This is a genomic window from Nocardiopsis sp. MT53, assembly GCF_019598965.1.
In the GTDB taxonomy this organism is placed as follows: Bacteria; Actinomycetota; Actinomycetes; order Streptosporangiales; family Streptosporangiaceae; genus Nocardiopsis; species Nocardiopsis changdeensis.
In genome coordinates this window covers 3,288,033-3,311,238 of record NZ_CP080599.1, presented here as the reverse complement: position 1 = coordinate 3,311,238, position 23,206 = coordinate 3,288,033, and the positions used below count along the sequence as shown (strand labels likewise).

22 protein-coding genes are annotated in these 23,206 nt (G+C 72.8%); 7 read left to right on the top strand and 15 right to left on the bottom strand.

Annotated features, from left to right (window positions below; genetic code table 11):
• Positions 1-56: 56 nt before the first annotated feature.
• The 3 genes from K1J57_RS14800 to moeZ form a co-directional block, all read right to left on the bottom strand.
• Positions 57-383, bottom strand: a complete 327-nt coding sequence (locus tag K1J57_RS14800) for an MGMT family protein (protein WP_220564993.1) — start codon at positions 381-383, stop codon at positions 57-59.
• Between the two features lie 92 nt (positions 384-475).
• Positions 476-862, bottom strand: coding sequence for an SPW repeat protein (locus K1J57_RS14795; protein ID WP_220564992.1), 387 nt, complete (start codon positions 860-862; stop codon positions 476-478).
• A gap of 141 nt (positions 863-1,003) precedes the next feature.
• Positions 1,004-2,167: an adenylyltransferase/sulfurtransferase MoeZ gene (gene moeZ / locus K1J57_RS14790; RefSeq protein WP_220564991.1), complete on the bottom strand. Its 1,164-nt coding sequence runs from the start codon at positions 2,165-2,167 to the stop codon at positions 1,004-1,006.
• A 302-nt stretch (positions 2,168-2,469) separates the two neighbouring features.
• Here moeZ and K1J57_RS14785 point away from each other — a divergent pair, with 302 nt between their 5' ends.
• The 3 genes from K1J57_RS14785 (at position 2,470) to K1J57_RS14775 (ending at position 4,626) form a co-directional block, all read left to right on the top strand.
• Positions 2,470-2,688 (top strand): hypothetical protein, encoded by a 219-nt coding sequence (locus tag K1J57_RS14785; RefSeq protein ID WP_220564990.1) that lies wholly within the window; start codon positions 2,470-2,472, stop codon positions 2,686-2,688.
• Positions 2,689-2,881: 193 nt separating this feature from the next.
• Positions 2,882-3,532, top strand: a complete 651-nt coding sequence (locus tag K1J57_RS14780; protein ID WP_220564989.1) for a TetR/AcrR family transcriptional regulator — start codon at positions 2,882-2,884, stop codon at positions 3,530-3,532.
• A 281-nt stretch (positions 3,533-3,813) separates the two neighbouring features.
• Positions 3,814-4,626 carry a hypothetical protein gene (locus K1J57_RS14775; RefSeq protein WP_220564988.1) on the top strand — a complete coding sequence of 271 codons (813 nt, stop codon included), beginning with the start codon at positions 3,814-3,816 and terminating at the stop codon, positions 4,624-4,626.
• A gap of 129 nt (positions 4,627-4,755) precedes the next feature.
• Here the strand turns inward: K1J57_RS14775 and K1J57_RS14770 are convergent, their stop codons facing one another.
• The 3 genes from K1J57_RS14770 to K1J57_RS14760 form a co-directional block, all read right to left on the bottom strand.
• On the bottom strand, positions 4,756-4,998 hold the full coding sequence (locus K1J57_RS14770; RefSeq protein WP_220564987.1) for a hypothetical protein: 243 nt from the start codon (positions 4,996-4,998) through the stop codon (positions 4,756-4,758).
• A 405-nt stretch (positions 4,999-5,403) separates the two neighbouring features.
• Positions 5,404-5,715, bottom strand: a complete 312-nt coding sequence (locus tag K1J57_RS14765; RefSeq protein WP_220564986.1) for a DUF6401 family natural product biosynthesis protein — start codon at positions 5,713-5,715, stop codon at positions 5,404-5,406.
• A 225-nt stretch (positions 5,716-5,940) separates the two neighbouring features.
• Positions 5,941-6,636 carry a ferritin-like fold-containing protein gene (locus tag K1J57_RS14760; RefSeq protein WP_220564985.1) on the bottom strand — a complete coding sequence of 232 codons (696 nt, stop codon included), beginning with the start codon at positions 6,634-6,636 and terminating at the stop codon, positions 5,941-5,943.
• A gap of 576 nt (positions 6,637-7,212) precedes the next feature.
• Here K1J57_RS14760 and K1J57_RS14755 point away from each other — a divergent pair.
• Positions 7,213-8,772, top strand: coding sequence for a DEAD/DEAH box helicase (locus tag K1J57_RS14755; RefSeq protein WP_220564984.1), 1,560 nt, complete (start codon positions 7,213-7,215; stop codon positions 8,770-8,772).
• Between the two features lie 158 nt (positions 8,773-8,930).
• A complete protein-coding gene (locus tag K1J57_RS14750; protein WP_220564983.1) occupies positions 8,931-9,839 on the top strand; it encodes an alpha/beta fold hydrolase in 909 nt (302 codons plus the stop codon).
• A gap of 81 nt (positions 9,840-9,920) precedes the next feature.
• Here K1J57_RS14750 and K1J57_RS14745 read toward each other — a convergent pair whose 3' ends face one another.
• The 8 genes from K1J57_RS14745 to K1J57_RS14710 form a co-directional block, all read right to left on the bottom strand.
• Entirely contained in the window at positions 9,921-10,967 is a 1,047-nt protein-coding gene (locus K1J57_RS14745; RefSeq protein WP_220564982.1) for an MBL fold metallo-hydrolase, read from the bottom strand.
• Positions 10,968-11,076: 109 nt separating this feature from the next.
• A complete protein-coding gene (locus K1J57_RS14740; RefSeq protein ID WP_220564981.1) occupies positions 11,077-11,952 on the bottom strand; it encodes a PHP domain-containing protein in 876 nt (291 codons plus the stop codon).
• A gap of 85 nt (positions 11,953-12,037) precedes the next feature.
• A complete protein-coding gene (locus K1J57_RS14735; protein WP_370634662.1) occupies positions 12,038-12,643 on the bottom strand; it encodes a DUF6758 family protein in 606 nt (201 codons plus the stop codon).
• A gap of 155 nt (positions 12,644-12,798) precedes the next feature.
• The gene (gene typA, locus K1J57_RS14730; protein ID WP_220564979.1) at positions 12,799-14,691 is read right to left on the bottom strand and encodes a translational GTPase TypA; all 1,893 of its coding nucleotides are present in this window, start codon (positions 14,689-14,691) and stop codon (positions 12,799-12,801) included.
• Positions 14,692-14,859: 168 nt separating this feature from the next.
• On the bottom strand, positions 14,860-15,312 hold the full coding sequence (locus K1J57_RS14725; RefSeq protein WP_220564978.1) for a (deoxy)nucleoside triphosphate pyrophosphohydrolase: 453 nt from the start codon (positions 15,310-15,312) through the stop codon (positions 14,860-14,862).
• Entirely contained in the window at positions 15,294-17,534 is a 2,241-nt protein-coding gene (locus K1J57_RS14720) for an ATP-dependent RecD-like DNA helicase (protein ID WP_220564977.1), read from the bottom strand. The genes K1J57_RS14725 and K1J57_RS14720 overlap by 19 nt, the downstream gene beginning before the upstream one ends.
• Positions 17,535-17,549: 15 nt before the next feature.
• The gene (locus K1J57_RS14715) at positions 17,550-17,930 is read right to left on the bottom strand and encodes an MmcQ/YjbR family DNA-binding protein (RefSeq protein WP_220564976.1); all 381 of its coding nucleotides are present in this window, start codon (positions 17,928-17,930) and stop codon (positions 17,550-17,552) included.
• Positions 17,931-18,054: 124 nt separating this feature from the next.
• On the bottom strand, positions 18,055-19,104 hold the full coding sequence (locus K1J57_RS14710; RefSeq protein ID WP_220564975.1) for a hypothetical protein: 1,050 nt from the start codon (positions 19,102-19,104) through the stop codon (positions 18,055-18,057).
• Positions 19,105-19,227: 123 nt separating this feature from the next.
• Between K1J57_RS14710 and K1J57_RS14705 the strand changes: the two genes are divergently transcribed.
• Positions 19,228-20,253, top strand: coding sequence for a serine/threonine-protein kinase (locus tag K1J57_RS14705; RefSeq protein ID WP_220564974.1), 1,026 nt, complete (start codon positions 19,228-19,230; stop codon positions 20,251-20,253).
• On the opposite strand, the gene K1J57_RS14700 is transcribed toward K1J57_RS14705, so the two are convergent.
• Complete coding sequence (locus tag K1J57_RS14700) at positions 20,238-20,771, bottom strand: hypothetical protein (RefSeq protein ID WP_220564973.1); 534 nt, start codon at positions 20,769-20,771, stop codon at positions 20,238-20,240. The genes K1J57_RS14705 and K1J57_RS14700 overlap by 16 nt on opposite strands.
• Before the next feature lie 252 nt (positions 20,772-21,023).
• On the opposite strand from K1J57_RS14700, the gene K1J57_RS14695 reads away from it, so the two are divergent.
• On the top strand, positions 21,024-23,144 hold the full coding sequence (locus K1J57_RS14695; protein ID WP_220564972.1) for a bifunctional UDP-sugar hydrolase/5'-nucleotidase: 2,121 nt from the start codon (positions 21,024-21,026) through the stop codon (positions 23,142-23,144).
• The last annotated feature ends 62 nt before the right edge of the window (positions 23,145-23,206 follow it).

The following is a 23,206-nucleotide window of genomic DNA, read 5'->3' as shown; positions in this document are numbered from 1 at the left end:
AGTTCACCAGAGGGTGCCGACCGTCCCGGACGGCCCGGGGAGCCCGCGAGGTGCCCTCAGCCTCCGCTTTCCCCGTCCCACCGGGCCTTGCGCATGTCCACACGGTCGCTTCCGGGCCGCAGCGGAGTGGCCTCCGCGGCATAGTGCGACAAGGCTCTCACCTCGTGTCCGGAGGCGGGGCTGCCGTCGGCCCGGACCACCCGCCACCAGGGCACGCCGCCGCCCCAGGTGGACATGACGGAGCCGACCTGCCGGGGGCCTCCCCGGCCCACGTACTCGGCGATGTCCCCGTAGGACATCACCCTCCCCGGCGGGATCCGCTCGACCACGGCCAGGACCTCGTCGGCGTACTCGTCGGGCCCGCCGTCCTCATCGGTGAACACGGCCACACCCTAGCGAGGGCCGCCGACGGACGCGACGCCGGGAACAGGCGGGGCCGGTGCCGTGCGGCACCGGCCCCGCGCTGCGCTCCCGGTCAGGTCGGGATCTCGTTGACGTGGGCGCTCCAGACGGAGTCGGGGTCGCGCCGCCGCGTCCGGCGGGCCCGGACCAGGCCGTAGGCGCCGAGCACGGCGATGGCGGCGCCGATGATCCAGGCCGTCCACGCGGCCGCGGCCAGGTGCGTGTAGCCCAGCAGCCAGGGCATCGCGAACACGAGCACGCCGATCGCCAGCACCGCGATCTCCCCGGAGAGCGCACCGGGGCGGGTGAGGGAGACGACGGCGGCCATGATGACCCCCAGCCCGAGCACGAACAGCACTCCGCCGCTGAACCCGTACATCCCGTGCCAGACGAAGCTGATCCCCAGCGCCAGACCGGCGGCGATCGCCACCCAGTCGGCCCGGCGTCCCTTTTCACGCATGGTGCCACCTCCCTGCGGCGGGGCCGCCCCGACGTTCGACCGGCGGCCCCTGGGAGGTCTTGTACCCATTCGGGCGCCCGCATACGGCGGACGGCGCCGGGATCGCCCCGGCGCCGTCCGCGACGCGCTATGACAGGCCGCTCAGTAGCTGGGCAGGCTGGGGTCGATCTGGTTGACCCAGGCCAGGACGCCGCCGCCGACGTGCACCGCGTCGGAGAAGCCCGCGGCCTTGACCGCGGCCAGCGCCTCGGCCGAGCGCACGCCCGACTTGCAGTGCAGGACCACGCGCTTGTCCTGGGGGAGCTTCTCGAAGGCCTTGCCGTTGAGGAACTCGCCCTTGGGGATGAGCGTGGCGCCCGGGATGCTGACGATCTCGTACTCGTTCTTCTCGCGGACGTCCACGAGGAAGACCTCGTCGGGCTTGTTGTCGAGGAGGTCCTTGAGCTCGCCCGCGGTGATCGTCGACCCGGCCGCGGCCTCGCTGGCCTCGTCGGAGACGACGCCGCAGAACGCCTCGTAGTCGATGAGCTCGGTCACCGGCTGGGTGTCGGGGTCCTTGCGGACCTTCACCTCGCGCCAGGACATCTCCAGGGCGTCGAAGATGAGCAGGCGGCCCACCAGCGGCTCACCGATCCCGGTGATCAGCTTGATGGCCTCGTTCACCATGACGGACCCGATGGAGGCGCACAGCACGCCCAGGACGCCGCCCTCGGCGCAGGAGGGGACCATGCCGGGCGGCGGGGGCTCGGGGTACAGGTCGCGGTACTGCGGCCCGTACTCGTTCCAGAAGACGCTGACCTGGCCGTCGAAGCGGTAGATGGAACCCCACACGTACGGCTTGTTCAGGATGACCGCGGCGTCGTTGACCAGGTAGCGGGTCGCGAAGTTGTCGGTCCCGTCCAGGATCAGGTCGTAGTCCGCGAAGATCTCCAGCGCGTTGTCGGAGTCCAGGCGGTCCTGGTGGAGGATCACCGTCACATTGGGGTTCACCTCCTTGATGCTGTCGCGGGCCGACTCGGCCTTGGGGCGGCCCACGTCGCTCTGGCCGTGGATGACCTGGCGCTGGAGGTTGGACTCGTCCACGACGTCGAAGTCGATGATGCCGAGGGTGCCCACACCCGCGGCGGCGAGGTAGAGCAGCGCCGGGGAACCCAGCCCGCCCGCACCGACGACGAGCACCTTGGCGTTCTTCAGGCGCTTCTGCCCGTCCATGCCCACGTCGGGGATGATCAGGTGTCGCGAATAGCGGCGCACCTCGTCCACGGTCAGCTCGTCAGCTGGTTCCACCAGCGGCGGCAGCGACACGGTGACTCCTCATGTCTGTTCGTGATGCTTCACACCGCCCGAAGCAGGAGGACCACGGGCGCAGGGGTCGCGGGGCGCGAAGCGTGCTTGCTCTTATACCCAACCTAACGGGTGGGGTTTTCCATTCCCACCCCCGGGGCGGTGTCGACGGGCACACTGGCGGACACCCGCCCGAGCCGCCGGACCGCGGCCGGCCCCTCTCGTCGGCAACCGCCCTGACCCGCCGATCCATTCCCCTCCGCCCCCCGCGGCGCGGCGGCGAGTAGTGTCGGGGGTACGTCCGTCGACTGGGGGAGGCACCCGTGACCGAGGACCCGAGGACACGTCCCGCACCCGCGGAGGACCCGGACGCAGCGGTCCCCGAGGCCGACGCCGCCGAGCAGCGTCTGGCCGCCTCCGACGCGGAGGACGACGAGCACTGGCTGGAGCGCGCCGGGGCCGGGGAGCTCCCGGACGCGAACGAGGCCGACGTCGTGGAGCAGCTGCGCGAGGCCGGGGCCGACGACGACGACCGGCGCTGATCGGCGGCCCCCGGCCCGCGCCGTCTCGTTCCGCGGGACGAATCCCTATGTCACAGGTAACTTACGCAGGAGTAAGATGGCGGAAAACGCCGTGGAGCGCACCCTGTGACGGGGACGCGCGCACGACGGCGCCAGCCACGCAGATGTCCGATGATGGCGTGCATCTGCCATGCCGAGTTCGGAGGGTGTGGGTGTGACAGCTCCTTCAGACGCCCGCTCCCGGGGCACCCGTCTGCCCCGGGTCAGGCGCCGCCGACAGCTCCTCGCCGCCGCGCAGGAGATCTTCGTCGCCCGCGGGTACCACGCGGCCGCGATGGACGAGATCGCCGAGCGCGCGGGGGTGAGCAAGCCGGTCCTCTACCAGCACTTCCCGGGGAAGCTGGAGCTGTACCTCGCCCTCCTGGAAGAGCATTCCGAGGCGCTGGTCGAAAAGCAGCGCGAGGCGCTGGAGAGCACCGACGACAACCGCCAGCGGGTCATCGCGAGTTTCCGCGCGTATTTCGACTTCGTGGCCGGCGACGGCGAGGCGTTCCGCCTGGTCTTCGAATCGGACCTGCGCAATCTCCCGGCGGTGCGCGAGAAGAGCGAGCAGACCTTCCAGCGCTGCGCCGAGCTGATCGGCGAGGTCATCCGGCAGGACACCAGCATCTCCGACGAGGAGGCGCACCTGCTGAGCATAGGGCTGGTCGGCATGGCCGAGACCAGCGCCCGGTACTGGATCAACACCCAGGGCTCGGTTCCCAAGGACGCCGCCGAACTGCTGGTGGCCCGGCTGGCCTGGCGCGGCATCAGCGGCTGGGACCTGCACCGCGGCGAGGGGCAGTCGGCCGGCCAGGACTCCTGACCCCCGCACACGCACCACGGAGGGCCCCGGGCGACCGGGGCCCTCCGCCGTGCGCGGCCGCCCCGGAAAGGCGCATTGTCCACCACCGACAATGATCCGCGCCCCTTTTTCCGGCCAGAGAATTCCCAAGAAAAGGCAATACCTGCCGACCTGCTCCGATAAAGGATTTGAACCGGGCACTCCGGGTATCGGCGGGGTGAGAGGCACCGCGCCTCTTTTCGCCGTTCCGAACGGCGACCATTCGGTACGACCGAACGGAGCGACTTGGGGGTGAAGACGTCATGGATGTGGGTCAGGGTCTGATGACGGCCTGGCAGATGGTGGCGAGCTTCGTACCACTGCTGGCCGGCTTCCTGGTCGTCCTCGTAGTGGGCTGGATCATCGCCTGGCTCGTGGGCAAGGCGGTCGGCAAGGCGCTGCACGGGGTCGGGCTGGACCGCGCCCTCCACCGCGGCGGGGTGGGCGAGTACTTCGAGCGCAGCAACTGGAGCGCCAGTGAGCTGTGCGGCAAGATCATCTACTACGTCGCCCTGCTGTTCGTGTTCACCCTCGCGTTCAACGTCTTCGGACCGAACCCGGTGAGCACCCTCCTGAACGAGGTCATCGCCTGGATGCCGCGCGGCATCGTCGCGCTGGTCATCGTGGTGGTGACCGCGATGATCGCCAAGGCGGTCCGCGACATCATCAGCGGTGCCCTGGGCGGCCTCTCGTACGGCCGGCTGCTGGCCAACATCGCCGCCGTGGCCATCCTGGCCCTCGGTGTCATCGCGGCGCTCAACCAGATGGGCATCGCCACGACCGTGACCACGCCGGTGCTCGTCGCCGTGCTGGCCACCGTCGGCGGCGTCATCGTGGTGGGCGTCGGCGGCGGCCTGATCCGGCCGATGCAGTCGCGCTGGGACCGCTGGCTGGACCGCGCGGAGGAGGAGACCGGCCGTCTGGCCGACAGGGGCAGCTACGAGGCGGGCCGCAAGGCCGCCATGGACCGTCCCGCGACCACCGGACCGGCCGGTGCCGAGGACGCCCGCGCCGCCGGAGTGCGCACCGGCCCGGGCGCGCCGGGCACGGGCGAGCGCCCCGAGGGCGGCGTCTGACGGGTACGGACGCCACAGGCGTGCAGTCGAGGGAAAGGGGGCTCGGGATCGCAGAGGTACAAGACGAAGGAGACAAGGGAGGGCGGGGCCTCGAGGCCCCGCCCTCCCGCTGTCGTGCGCCGTCGCCGGCTACAGGAACTCCGAGTCCCGCAGCTCGAGGCGGGACAGGTGCTCGATCCGCCGGACGGCCAGCACCACGGTGGCGATCATGGGCAGCAGCGCCAGCCAGAAGACGACGCTGCCCGGCCCGGTGAAGACCATCGAGGCCACCGCGACGACGAAGATCAGTGCGAAAAGCGCGAAGTCGACGCGATCCTGCTGGATCAGGACGCCGACCGGTGGGCGCGCCGCCCCGTGCCGACCGCTCCTCATTCGCATTCCTTTCTCGCGGCTCCTGCGGGCCGCTCCGCCAGTCACGGCGTCCGGTCCGTCCCGGACCGGCATAACACCGTGCATCCCACGTTGCATTCCGCAGGTCCGCGCCCGGTTCGTCGGGGCGCGTGTCCGGCCGCCGTGGGGTCGCCGATGTCCCCAGCCTAGGCCCGTGAAGGGGTTTTCGCCGGTGAACGGGCAGGGCGGGTGACCGAGGGCGTGTCCGGTGTACCGTTCCGGGTCCGCCCGTCGACCGCCGCCGGCCTCGGGAACGCCTCCGGCTCGATGCCTCCGCGGAACGGCCGGGCCGCCGCTCGCCGCGCCGACCGCGCGGAAGCATCCACCGAACGCGTCCTCGGGGACGGCGCGTCGTCGGTCACAACGGTGCCTGCGGTTGGCAACAACCTAGCGGACGAAACCGCGCTCCTTGGCCAAGCGGCAGATCGCGAGGACGCGGAGTGTCTCCCAGTCGTACTCCACGGCCGCGGAGTCCCAGCCCCGCTCAAGGCAGCCGTCGAGGAACCCGTGGAGGTAGGTGCCCAGGGTCCGGGCGGTCACCTCGCCGCCGGAGGAGGCGATGCCGTCGCACACCTGCGCGGCGTGCTGGTCCAGCTCAGCGCACATCCAGGGGTCGATCGGACCGGCGAGGGGGCCGATCTTGTGGAAGTCACGGGTGAGTCCGGCCAACGGGTGGCGCACTGAGGTCCCACGGGGCATGGAAGTACCTACTCAGGGGTGGTCGAGACACGGGAAACTTCATCGAGTTTACGTCCGCGCCCCAACCGATCGTCACGAAAGTGTTGGAAATTACCCGCCCTTGACCAGAGTGTCCCCAAGCGCGGGTCAAGAACGGGGACGAGGGGGAATCGGAACGGGCCGAGGCGGGTAACCCCGCGCGGCCGCCCGGGCCGGACGGCCGCGGACGGCGCCCGCGGACTGGGTTCAGGCGCTCAGGCCCATGGCCTCCAGGCGGCCGGCGTGCCGGTCGGTGAGGGAGGCGAACATGCGGCTCACCGCGGCCAGGTCGCCCAGGCCGGTGGTGTCCTCCCTGTCGGTCTCCGGCCGGTCGACGCCCTCCGCGAGCAGGGCCGCCAGGCGGGGCCGGCGCACGGCCACGGACTGGGCCTGGCCCAGCGCCTCGCCGACCAGGCGGCGGGCCCACAGCGACAGCCGGCCGGCCAGGACCGGGTCCTCGGCCAAGGCCTCGCGCACGGTCTCGGCGACGAACTCGGCGCGGCCGGTCTCGGCGAGGACGCCCTCGACCAGGGTGCGGGTCTCGTCGTCGGCCAGTTCGGCCACCCTGCGGTAGAAGTCGCCCGCGATCCCGTCCGCGACGTAGGTCTTGACCAGGCTCTCCAGCCAGGTCTTGGGCTCGGTGCGCTCGTGCCAGGCGTCCAGCGGCTCCACGAACGGGGCCATCGCCTCCTCCGGGTCGACCCCCAGCTCCTCCAGGCGGTCGCGGAGCACCTGGTAGTGGGCCTGCTCCGTGGCGGCCAGCGCCGCCAGGCGGCCCTTGCCGCGCAGGGTGGGGGCCAGCACCGCGTCACCGGCGAGACGGAAGAAGGAACCCAGCTCGGCGTAGGCCAGCAGGCCGAGGAGATCGATCACACCGGGGTTCACAGAGGGGCCTTTGGTCATGGGCGCCAGGGTATCGCCCGGCCGTTCTCACACCGAACCGGGGACTAAACGTCCGAACGGCACGGTTGCACCAGCTGGGAACGGGTAGGTCCATGCCGTCCCGCTACGGATGGCGGCCACGTCCGCCGGGCGGGTCACCGGCTAGACTCTCCGTGACGACCTGCGCGTGCGGACCGACACGGACCCCTTCTCACACCCGCGGGTACGTTCCCGCACGCAGCGGTGTCCCACGGATGCCGCGCCCCGCCGCGCGATCCGGCCGCCCCAGGGCGACCGACGACCGCGCGGACGAACCCGACGAACCACGGCGGGCCCCCGAAGGAGAACGGGAGCGCGCCGAGCGGATGGATCCGATCTCCGGCCGGGAGCCCCCGGGCCGCGGATCCGACGGCAGCGCCGCCGCGCCGTTCCGACCGGAACGGACGGCGAGCCGCGCCTTCCGCGGCGGCCCCCGAAGCCGCACGCGACCGCATCCCGACGCGGACACGCGATTCGTGTACCGCCAAGATGGAGGCCTGAGCCCTGAGCAGCACAGACGAGACACAACAGCCCCGCATCACCTTCCGCGACCTCGGCGTGAGCACCGAGATCGCCGACGCCCTGGAGGCCGAGGGGATCATCGAGCCCTTCCCCATCCAGGAGCTGGCCCTGCCGATCGCCCTCGGCGGCAGCGACATCATCGGGCAGGCCCGGACCGGTACCGGCAAGACGCTGGCCTTCGGGCTCCCCCTGCTCCAGCGGGCCCAGGAGGCCCCCGGGACCTCCAAGAGCCCCCGTGCCCTGATCGTGGTCCCCACCCGTGAGCTGGCCATCCAGGTCGCGGCCGACCTGACCACCGCCGGCAAGCGCAGCGGCGCCCGGATCCTGACCGTCTACGGCGGCCGCTCCTACGAGCCGCAGATCAACGGCCTCAAGGAGGGCGTCGACGTCGTCGTCGGCACCCCGGGCCGCCTGCTCGACCTGGAGAACCAGAAGCACCTGCGGCTGGACGGGGTCGCCGCGGTGGTCCTGGACGAGGCCGACAAGATGCTCGACCTCGGCTTCCTGCCGGACATCGAGCGCATCCTCACCAAGATCCCGGCCGAGCGCCAGGTCATGCTCTTCTCGGCGACCATGCCGAGCGAGATCGTCTCCCTGTCCCGCAAGTACCTGCGGCGGCCCACCCACGTGCGGGCCGGCGACGACAACGAGATCGACGGGTCGGCGATCACCAGCCGGATCGCGCAGCACGCGTTCCGCACCCACCAGATGGACAAGATCGAGATGCTGGCCCGTCTCCTCCAGGCGGAGGACCACGGGCAGAGCATGGTCTTCTGCCAGACCAAGCGGGCGTGCGACCGGGTCGCGGGCGAGCTGAAGGACCGCGGGTTCGCGGTCGCGGCCGTCCACGGCGACCTGGGCCAGAGCCAGCGCGAGCGGGCGCTGCGCGCCTTCCGCAACGGCAAGATCAACATCCTGGTCGCCACGGACGTGGCCGCCCGCGGGCTCGACGTGGACGACGTCACCCACGTCGTCAACTACGAGACGCCCGAGGACGAGAAGACCTACACGCACCGGATCGGCCGCACCGGCCGGGCCGGGCGCACCGGCACCGCCGTCACGTTCGTGGACTGGCAGGAGATGCCGCGGTGGAAGCTCATCAACGCCGCGCTGGACCTGGGGTTCACCGAGCCGGAGGAGACCTACTCCACCTCGAAGCACTTCTTCGAGGCGCTCAGCATCCCCGCGGGCACCAAGGGGCGGCTGGCCGCCGACAAGCGCGCCGAGCACGCCGGCCTGGAGGCCGAGGAGATCGAGGACATCGGTGACACCGGCGGGCCCCGCACCCAGCGCGGCCGCGGCGGCCGCGACCGGGACCGGGACCGCTCGGGCGACCAGGAGCGCGGCGAGGGCCGCCGCCGCGGCGGCAGGAGCGGGCGCTCGCGCCGGCGCACCCGCAGCGGTGAGAGCGTGGCGGCGGGCACCGAGGCTCCCGCCGCCGACAAGCGCGCGGAGAAGCGGGCCGAGGCGCCCGCGGCGGCCCCGGCCGCCCCCGTGGCCGACAAGGGCGAGGGGGGCGAGGGCACCCGCACGGTCCGCCGTCGCCGCCGCACCCGCAGTGGCTCGGCCGTCCGCCGCGACCCCGAGAACACCTGACCGCTCCGGTCCGCCGGACCGGGGAGGGCACGGCCGCGGCACCCGGACGGGGGCCGCGGCGCACAGGCGGCGCGGTACCGGCCGGTGCCGCGCCGACGTGGGAGATCACGGTCCCGCTCCGCCCCGGAGCGGGCCGCCATCGTCTAGGGTGACCGGACGTGAGTACACCTAAGTTCCTCGACCTGCCGCCGGGCGTGCGGCGGGTCGACCTCGACCTGTCCTACGGCCCGGTGGCGGCCCTGCGGGCGCTGCCCGTCTCCGGGGGCGCCGAGCTGGCGCCCGCCGTGCTCGTGCACGGCTACACCGGCAGCAAGGAGGACTTCATCGCGATCCTCCAGACCCTGGCCCAGGGCGGTCGGGAGGTGGTCGCGATCGACCTGCCGGGGACCTACGGGTCGCCGGGCCCGGAGACCCTCACCCCGCCGCCCGGCGTGCGGACCCCCGACTACCGGCTGGCCTCGCTGGGCGAGGTCGTCGCCGAGGTCGTCGAGCAGGTCGGCGGGCGGATGCCCGTCCACCTGGTGGGCCACTCCTTCGGCGGCCTGGTGGTGCGCGAGACCGCGCTCAGCGGCATGGCCGACCTGGCCTCGCTGACGCTGCTGTGCAGCGGCCCCGCCGCCCTGCCGGGCCAGGCGGCGATGCGCACCCGCGCCCTGATCGCCGCGCTGTCCATGGACCCCTCCCGGGAGCGCCTGGAGGAGCTGTGGGAGGAGCGGTTCGACGCCGAGGCCCGTCAGCGCACCCCCGACGAGGGCGTCCGCTCCTTCCTGCGCGACCGGCTGGTGCACAGCAGCGCCCTGGGCCTGCTGCGCTGCGCCGAGGACCTGCTGGGGGCCCGCGACCGGGTCGAGGAGCTGGCCGCGCTGCGGCTGCCCGCCCTGGTGATGTACGGAGAGAACGACGACGCGTGGGAGCCCTCCCTCCAGGAGGACATGGCCAAGCGGCTGGACGCCAGGCGGATCGTGGTGCCCGGCGCGGGCCACTCCCCCAACGTGGAGGCCCCCGAGACCACGGCCAGCGCGTTCACGGCGTTCTGGAACGAGGTGGAGTCGGTCGGCCGCCGCTGACCGCGCACGCCGCGGCGCCCCGGTCCCCGCGAGGGGGCCGGGGCGCCGTGGTGTCCGGACGGGTGCGGACCCCGGGCGGGGTCAGACCCAGGAGTCGAAGTTCTTGCTCTCGGCGACCACGGTGGTGGCCGGGCCGCGGTCGGGCAGGATGCGGGTGTCCGGGGGCAGCGTCAGCAGCGATTCGCCGATGGAGGCGAGCTGGGTCGTGTAGTCGATGTAGGTGTTGCCCACCATGCCGGGCTCGCCCTTGCGCAGGGTGTCGCCGGAGAAGACGACGCCGAGCTGGCTGATGGAGTAGCCGACGGTGCCCGGGGAGGTGCCGGGCAGGGCCACGACGTCGATCTGGAGGTCGCCGATGGTCATGGACCCGCCGCCCTCGACCTCGTAGTCGGGGCGGTGCTCGGCGCCGTGCTGACGGCGCCACAGGCGCATCTCGCGGGGGTGCAGGGCGACCGGGGCCTCGGTCTCCTCGACGATCTTCAGCGCGGACTCGATGTGCGGGGCGTAGGCGTTGGTGCAGGCCACGAGGTAGACCTCGCGCTCGCCCACGGCCTCCAGGACGGCCTCGGCGTCGGGGCCCGGGTCGATGACGATGACGCCGTCGTCGTCGGCCCGGACGATCCAGGTGTTGCCGATGTACTCGAACTTCTCGTCGTCGAACTCGAAGGTGACCGCGGCGCGGACCCGGGTGATGCCCTCGGAGTCAGGGCCGGTGACACCGGCCTCCTCGGTGTCGTCGGCGAAGACGTCGTCAGAGGTCCCGGCCTCGTCGTCCCCGTCCTCGGAGTCGTCGTCGGAGTCCTCGTCGGTGTCCCGGTCGGCTTCCGCCTCGGCGTCGTCCCGGGAGTCCGTGTCCTCGGAGTCCGCGTCCTCGGAGTCGTCGTCCGCGTCGGCGTCCCCGGCCTCGTCGGCCTCCGCCTCCGTGTCCTCCTCCTCGGCCTTCCGGTCCTTCTCGGTCTTCTCGTCCTTGTCGGACTTCTCGGCCTCGGCGGCCTGCGCGGCTCCGGCCGCCCCCTCGGTCTCCCCGGCCTCCTCGGCGTCCTCCGCCGTGTCGTCCACCGCGGCCTCCGCAGCGGAATCGGTGGCCTCCGGGCCGTCCTGCTTCTTCGACTTCCGCTTCCAGAACACGGCGTCAGACCTCTCACTTAGTCCGATATGGGTGATTGCGCTGCGACCATTGTCGCGCCCGCGCACGGTGGTCCGTACCGTACCGAATCCACAGGGTGAACCGACACCCTCAGCCCCTGATCAGGGGGACCCCCGTGGCCGGCGCCACCAGCTCCTCGAACGCCTCCGGCGCGGTGGTCCGGGCGCCCAGGCGGTGCCCGGTGAGGGAGCCGTGGTCGTCGCTGGAGCCGGTGACCACCACTCCCAGGTCGGCGGCGACACCGCGCCAGTGGCGGGTCTGCGCGCTGTTGTGCGAGGGGTGGTCGGCCTCGATGCCGCCCAGGCCGGCGGCGGCCATGCGCTCGACCAGCTCCAGGGGCACGGAGCCGTTGAGGGCGCCCTCGGCCCGGGCCGGGTGGGCCAGGGAGCACACCCCGCCCGCCGCCCGCACCAGCCGGACGGCGCGCACCGGGTCGATGGCGTACCGGGAGGCGTAGGCGGGCCCGCCGGAGCCGATCCACCGGTCGAAGGCGTCCTGCACGTCGCGGGCGGCCCCGGCCTCCACGATCGCGCGGGCCAGGTGGGGGCGGCCGATGGTGTTGGCGTCGGCGTACTCGGCGTGTCCGGCGCCCGCGATCTCCAGCACCCGTTCCCAGGTGACGTCCACCCCGTTCGCCTGGAGCTTGCGGACCATCTCCTCCGCGCGCGAGGCGCGGTCGGAGCGGACCCGGCGCAGCTCCTCGTTGAGGTCGGCGTCGTCCGGGTCGAACAGGTACGACACCAGGTGGACGCTGGAGCCCCGGTAGGCGCAGGACAGCTCCATGCCCGGGACCAGGGTGAAGCCGGGCGGCAGGACGGCGGCGGCCGCCTCGACGCCGCCGACGGTGTCGTGGTCGGTGAGGGCGAGGACGTCCAGGCCCGCGGCGACGGCGTACCCGATGACCTCCTCCGGAGCATCGCCGCCGTCGGAGACGGAACTGTGGGAGTGCAGGTCGATACGTGTCACCGGCTGATCGTACTAAGCCCCGGCCCGGATCGGGCCACCGCGCCGGGCCGGCCGGGCACCGGTCCGGCGTCCGGGGCCGCGCCGCTCAGGCGGAGCGGGGCGCCAGCGCCGACGCCAGGAACGGGCTGGGCGCGCCGAAGGGCGGCTCCAGCGCGACCCCGCCGTCCCTGATGTCGCGCAGGTCCCTCAGGGAGCCGATCTCGCACATCAGCAGGGCGGTGTCGGCGGTGGCGAACACCACCCACAGCCACTGAGAGAGCGCCTCCCCCGTGTAGCCGGCGCGCTCGCGGCCCAGGTCGAGGTTCCACAGCGGGATCTCGTGGCCCTCGAAGCGCACCTTGGCGTCGGGAGCCCGGGTGTCGAACCCGTCGCCGGCGTCGGGCCCCTCCAGACCGGCCAGGCGGGCGCCCAGGCCGATCCCGGGGGCCTCCGCGACGACGACGGCCTCGCCGACACCGCCCAGCGGGTCGGGTCCGGACAGGGCCACGGCGGTCGCCAGCGCCCCGCTGCGGTCGTCGCCCGCCTCGGCGAACCCGGTGACCACCCACCCGGTGGGCAGCGGCCAGGGGATCCACACCGGGACGCGGGCCTGGGGCAGGAGGGCCTCCAGGACGGCGGGGCCGGGCTGGCGGACCGGTTGCAGAGGTGTGACCGGGCCGTGTGCGTCGCACTGCCACGCGCTGGTCCACAACCCCGGAGGCCGGACCGCGCGCCCGCACCTGGGACACGAGGGATCGGTCTTCATGTCATAGCGGTCTACCCGTGTGACCTGGCCGGAAAACGCCGGTGGGCGGGCCGCGACGCGACCCGCCCACCGGTCGGGGAGGAGCCCCCGGAAGGCCGCGGCTACTGCTGCTGGCGCTTCTTGTTGGCGGTGATGCGCCCGCGCTCCTTCTGGTCCAGGATGACCTTGCGGATGCGCACGTGCTCGGGGGTGACCTCCACACACTCGTCCTCGCGGCAGAACTCCAGGGCCTGCTCCAGGGACAGCTTGCGCGGCGGCACCAGGCGCACCAGCTCGTCGCCCGTGGCCGAGCGCATGTTGGTGAGCTTCTTCTCCTTGGTGATGTTGACGTCCATGTCGTCGGCGCGGGCGTTCTCGCCGACGATCATGCCCTCGTACACCTCGGTGCCCGGCTCGACGAACAGCGTGCCGCGCTCCTGGAGGTTGAACATCGCGAACGCCACGGCGGCGCCGGCCCGGTCGGCCACCAGGGAGCCGTTGGGGCGGGTGCGCAGCTCGCCGAACCACGGCTCGAACTTCTCGAACACGTGGTGGGCGATACCGGTGCCGCGGGTCTCGGTGAGGAACTCGGTGCGGAAGCCGATGAGGCCGCGGGAGGGCACCAACCAGTCCATGCGCACCCAGCCGGTGCCGTGGTTGACCATGTTCTCCATGCGGCCCTTGCGGACGCTGAGGAGCTGGGTGATGGCGCCCATGTACTCCTCGGGGGCGTCCACGGTCAGGCGCTCCACCGGCTCGTGGACCTTGCCGTCGATGACCTTGGTGACCACCTGCGGCTTGCCGACGGTCAGCTCGTAGCCCTCGCGGCGCATCTGCTCGACGAGGATGGCCAGCGCCAGCTCGCCGCGGCCCTGCACCTCCCAGGCGTCGGGGCGCTCGGTGGGCAGCACGCGCAGGGAGACGTTGCCGACCAGCTCCTTGTCGAGGCGGTCCTTGACCAGGCGGGCGGTGACCTTGGCGCCCTTGACCCTGCCGACCAGCGGCGAGGTGTTGGTGCCGATGGTCATGGAGATGGCCGGCTCGTCCACCGTGATGAGCGGCAGCGGGACCGGGTTCTCCAGGTCGGCGAGGGTCTCGCCGATCATGATGTCCTCGATGCCCGCGATGGCGACGATGTCGCCGGGGCCGGCCTTCTCGGCGGGCTTGCGCTCCAGGCCGTCGGTCATGAGCAGCTCGGTGATCTTGACCTGCTGGGTGGTGCCGTCGGTGCGGATCCACGCGACCTGCTGGCCCTTGCGCAGCTCGCCCTGCTGGACGCGGCACAGCGCCAGGCGGCCCAGGAACGGGGAGGCGTCGAGGTTGGTGACGTGGGCCTGGAGCGGCGCGTCCGGGACGTACTCGGGCGCCGGGATGGTGTCCAGGATGGTGGAGAACAGCGGCACCAGGTTGTCGTTGTCCGGAACGGTGCCGTTGGCCGGGCGCTCCAGGGAGGCCTTGCCGTCGCGGGCGCAGGCGTAGACGATCGGGAACTCGATCTGGGACTCGTCGGCGTCCAGGTCCATGAACAGCTCGTAGGTGTCGTCCACGACCTCGGCGATGCGGCTGTCGGGCCGGTCCACCTTGTTGATGACGAGGATGACGGGGAGCTTGGCCTTGAGGGCCTTGCGGAGCACGAAGCGGGTCTGCGGGAGCGGGCCCTCGCTGGCGTCCACGAGCAGGACCACGCCGTCGACCATCGACAGGCCGCGCTCGACCTCGCCGCCGAAGTCGGCGTGGCCCGGGGTGTCGATGATGTTGATGACCACGTCCTCGCCCTCGGGCGTGGTGTAGTGGACGGCCGTGTTCTTGGCGAGAATGGTGATGCCCTTCTCGCGCTCCAGGTCGTTGGAGTCCATCACGCGGTCGTCCACGTCCTGGTTCTCGCGGAAGACACCGGACTGCCAGAGCATGGCGTCCACGAGGGTCGTCTTACCGTGGTCGACGTGGGCCACGATGGCGACGTTGCGAAGGTCGCTACGGCGGGCGGAGCCCTGGACGGGCGTGACGGTGGACATGGAAAAGTCTCGATCTCCTGATACCGGGTAGAGACCGCAGGATGCCACGGCCCGTTGCCAGTTTATGCGGTCATGGGGGGCTGGTCGGGATACGCACAGGTCACCCCGACTCACGCCCACAGGGTCAACGGCGACGCGGGGCCGAATCATCCCGCGGGCGCCGAGAGTTCACCCGGCGGCGGACGGAGGTTCGCCGCGGGGTGTGTCGCGGGGGGCGAGCAGGTCCCCGATCGTCCCCAGGAACGGCACGTCCGCCGGGAGCCAGTCGAGGCCGTCCAGGTCGGCGGCGGCGAGCCAGCGCAGGGACAGGTGCTCCAGGGCCCGGGGCTCGCCCTCGACGAGGTCGGCGCGCAGCAGCCGCAGCACGGCGGGCCTGGTGCGCCCCGGGGTCGCCGGGAAGGGGACGTCGGCGCCGAGCGCCTCCCGGGCGCGGACCGTGACCCCCAGCTCCTCGCGGCACTCGCGCACCAGGGCGTCGGCCGGGCTCTCGCCGGGGTCGACCTTGCCGCCGGGGAACTCCCAGCGGCCGCGCAGGGCGGCGGGTTCGGCGCGCTGGGCGGCCAGGATGCGGCCATCTCGGATGATGGCCGCGCCCACGACGATCAGGGTGTCTCGGTCCACGATCCCTGAGCGTATCCGCGCAGCCGGTGCGCCAGCGCGGTGTGGCGGCGCCCGGAGGAGGCGTTGCGGACCGCCTGGGCCAGGGCGCGGCGCGACCCGACCAGCACGACCAGGCGTTTGGCGCGCGTGACGGCGGTGTAGAGCAGGTTGCGCTGGAGCATCATCCACGAGCTGGTGGTGACCGGGATCACCACCGCCGGGTACTCGCTGCCCTGGGACCGGTGCACGGTGATGGCGTAGGCGTGGGCGAGCTCGTCGAGCTCGGCGAAGTCGTAGGCGATCTCCTCGTCCTCGTCGGTGCGCACGGTCAGCTCCTGGGCGACCGGGTCCAGGCCGGTGACGACGCCGAGGGTGCCGTTGAAGACGCCGTTGGCCCCCTTGTCGTAGTTGTTGCGGATCTGGGTGACCTTGTCGCCGACCCGGAAGATGCGGCCGCCGAAGCGGCGCTCGGGCACCCCCTCCCCCGCCGGGGTGAGGGCCTCCTGGAGCGCGGTGTTGAGGTTGCCGGCCCCGGCGGGCCCGCCCTTCATGGGGGTGAGGACCTGCACGTCGCGGCGCGGGTCCAGGCCGAAGGTGCGCGGTATGCGGCGGGCGACCACGTCGACGGCCATGGCCGCGGCGTCCTCGGACTCCTCGCAGGGGAAGAGGAAGAAGTCGCGCATGCCCTCGAAGAGCAGGGGCTCCCCGCGGTTGATCCGGTGGGCGTTGGTGACCACCCCGGACTGCTGCGCCTGCCGGAACACCCGGGTGAGGCGGACGCTGGGAAGGGGCGAGTCCTCGGCGAGCAGGTCGCGCAGCACCTGCCCGGCGCCCACCGACGGCAGCTGGTCGACGTCGCCCACCAGCACCAGGTGGGCGCCGGGCGGGACGGCCTTGATGAGCTTGTTGGCGAGGATGAGGTCCAGCATCGACGCCTCGTCCACCACGAGCAGGTCGCAGTCCAGGGGGTTGTCGCGGTCGTAGGAGGCGTCGCCGCCCGGGCGCAGCTCCAGCAGTCGGTGGACGGTGGCGGCCTCGTGCCCGGTCAGCTCGGTGAGGCGCTTGGCGGCCCGGCCCGTGGGGGCGGCCAGCACCACCTTGGCGCCCTTGACGGCGGCGAGGGTGACGATGGAGGCGACCGTGAAGGACTTGCCGCAGCCGGGACCGCCGGTGAGGACGCCGACCTTGCGGGTGAGCGCCTGGATCACGGCGGCGCGCTGCTCCTCGGCGAGTTCGGTGCCGGTGCGCCTGTGCAGCCAGTCCAGGGCGACGTCCCAGTCCACGTCCACGAAGGCGGGCATGCGGTCGTGCGGGTGGTTCAGCAGGGTGAGCAGCCCGGCGGCGGCGCCGACCTCGGCGCGGTGGAAGGGCACCAGGTGGATCGCCCGCACCGGCTCGCCGTCGGGGCCGGGGACCTCCTCCCGGACCACGCCCTCCTCCTCCACCAGCCGGGACAGGCACTCGATGACCAGGCCGGAGTCGACGCCCAGGATCTTGACGGCGGCGGAGATGAGCTTCTCCTCCGGCAGGTGGCAGTGCCCGTCGCCGGTGGACTCCGAGAGGGTGAACTGGATGCCCGCCATGACGCGCTGGGGGCTGTCGTGGGGGATGCCGACGGCCTGCGCGATGGTGTCGGCGGTCTTGAAGCCGATGCCCCACACGTCGGTCGCCAGGCGGTAGGGCTCCTTCTGGACGACCTCGATGGAGGCCTCGCCGTACTTCTTGAAGATGCGCACCGCGAGCGAGGTGCTGACCTGGACGCCCTGGAGGAAGACCATGACCTCCTTGATGGCCTTCTGCTCCTCCCACGCCTCGGCGATGAGCCTCGTCCGCTTCGGGCCCAGTCCGGGCACCTCGATCAGGCGCCCGGGCTCCTGCTCGATGACGTCGAGGGCGTCGGTCCCGAAGTGCCCGACGATGCGCTCGGCCATCTTGGGGCCGATGCCCTTGATCAGGCCCGAGCCCAGGTAGCGGCGGATGCCCTGGACGGTGGCGGGGAGCACGGTGGTGTAGTCGTCCACGTGGAACTGGCGGCCGTACTGGGGGTGGGAGCCCCACCGGCCGTGCATGCGCAGGGCCTCGCCCGGCTGCACGCCCATGAGGGCGCCGACCACGGTGAGCAGGTCGGCGGAGCCGCGCCCGGTGTCGACGCGGGCGACGGTGTAGCCGGTCTCCTCGTTGGCGTAGGTGATGCGCTCCAGGACGCCCTGGACGACGGCGGGGGCGCGCTTCTCCTCGGGCACCCGGGCTCCTCTCCGTCAGCCGGCCTCGGGCAGGCCGTCGCCGAGCGCGGCCAGCACGCGCTCCCGGTCGGCCCTGCGCAGCCCGCGGGCGACCAGCACGTAGGAGTCGCGCAGCATCTCCAGGATCTCGTCCTCGGGGACGGTGCCGTCCAGGGCGACGGTGTTCCAGTGGTCCTTGTTCATGTGGTAGCCGGGCGTGACGCCGGGGAAGCGGTCGCGCAGCTCCAGGGCGTGCAGGGGGTCGCACTTGAGGTTGACACGGGGGTCCTCCCCCTCCCACAGCAGGGCGAACATCCGGTCGCACACCTTGTGGACGAGGATGCCGGGACCGAAGGGCTCGGTCTCCACGGCCTCGGGGAACCACAGGGCGGCGTCGACGAAACGGGCGGGTTTCACGGCGGCCTCCTCTCCTCCCCCGAGCCTGCCAGACCCCGCCGACGTTCGGGAACGCCTCCCGCCCGGCGACCTCGGCCACCGCCGGAAGGCGAACCGCCTCCTTCCGCCGCAGGGGCCGCCGCGGTCAGGGGCGGGGCCGTTCGGGGCCGGTGAGGTCGGACAGGCGCAGGGCGAGTTCCTGGGCGCGGACCAGGGAGGCCAGCGCCTCGTCGTGGAGGTCGTGGGCGGCGCCGGACTCCAGGACCCGGTCGGTGATCGCGTCGAACTCGCGCGCCGAGGCCGCGTCGGCGCGTTCGGCCTCGAAGGAGCGCACACCCGCCGCGTACTCCTCCAGGAGCCCGATCCGCCTTTCGAGGTGGCCGCGCTCCTCGGCCAGGGCGGCGCGGGCCCGCTCGGCCGCGGCCCGGGAGCGCTCGCCCGCGATCGGGGTGCCGTCGGCGCGGGCCGCCTCGCCGGACAGGCGGGCCAGGCCGCGGGCGACGGTCCACTCGGTCTCGGCCAGCACCACCCGGTTGCGGACGGTGTCGAGGAGCAGCCCCTCGCGGTGCGGCGCCGACTCCAGGACGGCGTCCACGGCCCGCTGCGCCCGCTCCAGCAGCGCCCGGTACTCCCCCTCCACCTGCTCCTGGAGGACGTAGTGGTCGGCCAGGGACTCCAGGACACGGCGGGGATCACGGCGCTCGCGTTCCCGGTCGGCCAGGTGCGAGGAGACCATGATAACGGCGAGCAGGACCACGGCCACGGGGATGTACGCGATGAGGGGCAGGTCCGCCGAAGGGAGCAGAACGGCCAGGGACGCGATGGCCGCCGCGTAGGCCACCCGCGGGGCGGTCCAGCGCCTCCCCCGGGGTCCGGGCCCCGCTTCCGGGTCGGCCAGCGCCACCAGCAGTGCCCGTTTCCGGTCGCCCGACAGCCCGGGGTCCAGGGTCACCCGTTCCGGGCGCGGGTCCTGGAGGCGCGCGCGGACCTCGTGGCCGAGGGGGGTCAGCCCCAGGAATCCCTGGCGGGTGCGTTCCGCGAGGCCGAGGTCGATGAGCGCCGCGTTGCCGGGCGCCCCCAGGTACACCGGCGACCACACGTGCGGGGCGTCCGGCAGCGGGCAGGCTCCCAGCACCGCCTCGGCCAGCCCGCGGCTCAGGGGGATCGTGCGACCGTCGGCGAGTGTGACGTCCAAGCGGTTCCTCTGGGGGAAGGGGGATTCCGTCCTCCTTTATATCGAACGGGTGGTCCGCGGTCCCGGTTTCGGACGGGGCCCCGCGGATAGACTCCCGCCACGTCCCCCGTGATCGGAGTCCCCATGAAGGCGCGCGGCATCCGCAGGCTCCACCCCCTGGAACCCGGCGACCCGGAGGAGGTCGGCGGCCACCGGATCGTGGGCCGGGTGGGCTCCGGGGGCATGGGCACCGTCTACGCCGCGGCCTCCCCCGGGAGCGGCGGCTACATGGCGGTCAAGGTGATCCACCCCGAGCAGGCGTCCGACCACCGGTTCCGGGACCGGTTCGCCCTGGAGGCGCGGCTGCTGGCGCGGGTGAACAGCCCCTCGGTGGCGCGGTTCGTGCGCGCCGACGTGCAGGCCGGCCTGCCGTGGATGATCACCGAGTACGTGCCCGGCCCGACGCTGCGCCACCACGTGGAGCGGTTCGGCCGGCTGAGGAAGGGAATGCTGCTCGGGGTCGCCGCGGGCACCGCCGAGGCCCTGCGCGCCATCCACGCCGCCGGGGTGGTCCACCGGGACCTCAAGCCGAGCAACGTGGTGCTGTCGGCGAAGGGCCCCAAGCTGGTGGACTTCGGGATCGCGCACCCGGTGGAGGACCCCGACCCCACCAAGTGGATCCGGCTGCGGCGGATGCGCCGCGCCTACCGCGACCTCGGGCTGCCCTCGCCCGAGACCCTGCCCGACCGGCGGGTCGCCGCCTGGGTGGACAAGCTGGGCACCCCCGGGTGGATCAGCCCCGAGCAGTACTCGCGTCAGCCCACCACGCAGGGCTCGGACGTGTTCCTGTGGGGGGCGACGGTGGCGTTCGCCGCGCTGGGCCACGACCCGTTCGGCCGGGCCGACGCCGGGGAGATGGCCCGGCGGGTGCTGTTCGAGGAGCCCGACCTGGAGTACCTGCCGCCGGGGCTGAAGAAGGTGGTCGAGGCGGCCGTGGCCAAGGACCCCGGGGAGCGGCCGGACGCGGGCGGGCTGCTGCGCGAGGTGCTGGCCCTGGACGGCGCGGCGACGGTGCGCGAGCTGCTGGAGCGGTCCTGGACGGAGGTGGCGGTGCGCCCGCCGGAGCCGCCCCGGCAGGGGCTGCGCCTCTTCGGTCAGAGCAGGCCGTAGTGGGCGCGGGCGTCGCGCCCGAACATGACGGCGATCATGTACACCGCGAAGCCCAGCGGCACGACGGCCTCCCAGGCGCCGGCGAGCATGTTCCAGGCGAGCAGCGCCCCCGCGGCGCCGTGGAAGAGCACCACGCCCCAGAAGACGCCGACCGTGCGCCGCCTGATGCGGGCGGCCAGCAGGGTGGACAGCACCCCGTAGACGCCGGTGACGAGGGCCAGGACGAGGATCATGGCCCGCATGGCCTCCACGCCCAGCTCGAGTTGCACACCCTGCTGGGCGAGCGCCTCGGCCTGGACGGCCAGTGCCTCCTCCATCTGCTCCTGGGGCAGGACCAGGCCCTGGAGGAAGAGCAGCGCCATCGCGATGCCGCAGGCGCCGCCGATGAACATGAGGATGCGCACGACCGCCACCCGCCGGGGCAGGGGCGCGTCCGGGCGCAGGGCGGCGAAGCTCGCCTCGAAGTCGGGAAGGCCCCCGTGCTCGGGCTCGTAGGGGTCCTTGCCAGGGGGAGCCACGACCGTCCTCCAAGGGGTTTCGGGGTCACCGGCACCCCTCATGGTAGGGGCCGGGGGTGGGACGAGGTGCAGGACCCGGTGATACGGACGGGTCGAAAAATCTGCTTCAGTCCGACAGATTCTACAAATCGTAACCCTGGGGCCCATGACCCCCGGAGCGATCACATCTAGGGTTGCGTCTCTGGGCCCGCTTCCACCCCGAGCGGAACATCACGACGATCCCCCGATCCCCCACGAAGGAGCACGGAACCCATGTCCAGACTCGTGCGCGCCTCGGCCGCACTGATGCTGACCGGCGCTTTCACGGTGCCGTTGGCCCCCGCGGCGGGAGCCGCCCCGATGGAGCCCGCGGGCGACACCGCGTTCACGCTGTCGCTCCTGCACGCCAACGACCCGGAGTCGCAGCTGCTGGCCGCCTCCGGACAGGAGGACTTCGGCGGCGCCGCCCGGTTCACCACCCTCGTCAACGAGCTGCGCGCGGCGGAGGAGTCGGGGGCCCTGGCCGGTGCGGACGAGGCCGAGGACCGCGGTGTGGTGACCGTCAACTCCGGCGACATGTACCTGCCCGGCCCGGAGTTCGCCGCCTCCCGCGAGGACGGCGCCCCGTTCTACGACGCGGTGGCCGCGCGGTACGCGGGCTACGACGCGGTCTCCATGGGCAACCACGAGTTCGACTTCGGCCCGGACGTGTACGCCGAGTTCATCGAGCAGCTGCCGGACGTCCCGGTGGTGGCCGCCAACGTGGACGTCTCCAAGGAGCCGTCGCTGGCCGCCCTGGAGGAGGCCGGACGGATCGCGCCCAGCACCGTCGTCGAGACGGGCGGGGAGCAGGTCGGCATCGTCGGCGCGCTGTACCCGCCGCTGGCCACCATCACCAGCCCGCGCGGCGTGGTGGTCGAGGACCTCGTCGCCCCGGTCCAGGCCGAGGTCGACCGCCTCGACGCGGCGGGCGTGGACAAGATCATCATGATCTCGCACCTGCAGAACATCACCTACGAGGAGCGGGTCGCCCGGGAGCTGACCGGGATCGACGCGATCGTCTCGGGCGGCGGCCACGAGGTCATGGCCAACGCGGACGACGCCCTGGTCCCCGGTGACGAGGTCACCGTCCACCCGGACACCGGGCAGCCGCTGTCCTACCCGCTGCTCGCCACGAACCCGGACGGCGAGACCGTGCCGATCGTCACCGCGGGCTCCAACTACAAGTACGTGGGCCTGCTGGTCCTGAACTTCGACGCCGAGGGCAACGTGACGTCGGTGTCGGACCGCTCCGGCGCCGTCCGCGTCTCGGGCACCGGCGACGACGCGGTCGCCCCGCACCCCGAGGTCGAGGCGCAGGTCACCAAGCCGGTCTCCGACCACGTGGCCGAGCTGGCCGAGACCGTGGTCGCCCAGAGCGATGTGGACCTCAACGGCGTCCAGAACCCGGGCGTCCGGACCCAGGAGACCAACCTGGGGAACCTGGTGGCCGACGGGCTGCTGGACACCGGCGTCCGCAACGCCGCGCAGTACGGGGTGCCCGAGCCGCAGATCGGCATCCAGAACGGCGGCGGCATCCGCAACGCCTCGGTGCTCCCGGCCGGGCCGCTGACCGCGCTGGACACCTACGCCGTCGCCCCGTTCGCCAACCAGGTGGCCGTGGTGCCCGACCTCCCGCGCTCCCAGATCAAGGAGCTGCTGGAGCAGGGCGTGGCCGCCGCCCCGGCGGCCAGCGGCGCCTTCATGCAGGTGGCGGGCGTGAACTTCGCCTACGACCCGGAGCGGACCGCCCAGGTGGCGGCGGCGGACGGCACCATCACGACACCGGGCGAGCGGGTCCGCAACGTGATCCTGCACGACGGAACAGTGATCGTGGAGGACGGCGAGGTCGTGGACGGCGACCCGGTCACCGTGGTGACCAACGACTTCTCCGCCCGGGGCGGCGACCTGTACCCCTTCCGCGGGGCGGACTACACCGTGGTGGGCTCCACCTACCAGGGCGCTCTGGAGCGCCTGGTCACCGGCACCCTGGACGGCCGGATCACCGAGGCCGCCTACCCCGAGGGCGGTTCCGGCCGCATCGTCGTGGGCGAGGAGGCGACCGTCCCCGAGCCGGGCACCGGGCCGAGCCCGTCCCCCTCCCCGTCCCCGTCGCCCTCCCCCACGGACGGCCCCACGGCCGGACCGACAGAGGAGCCGAGCGGCAAGCCCTCCGACCCGGCGAGCCAGAGCCCCAAGCCGGGGAACGGCAACGGCTCGCTGCCTAAGACCGGCACCGCGGTCCTCGGCCTGGTCGCGGCGGCCGTGGTCGCGGCCGGTGCGGGCGGCGCGGCCCTGTACCTGGGCCGCAAGCGCAAGGCGGCGCCGGCGGACGGCGCCGCTCCGGACGCCTGACCCCGTGAGCCGAGGGCCCCGCCGGATCCGTCCGGCGGGGCCCTTCCGCGTCCCGGGGCCGG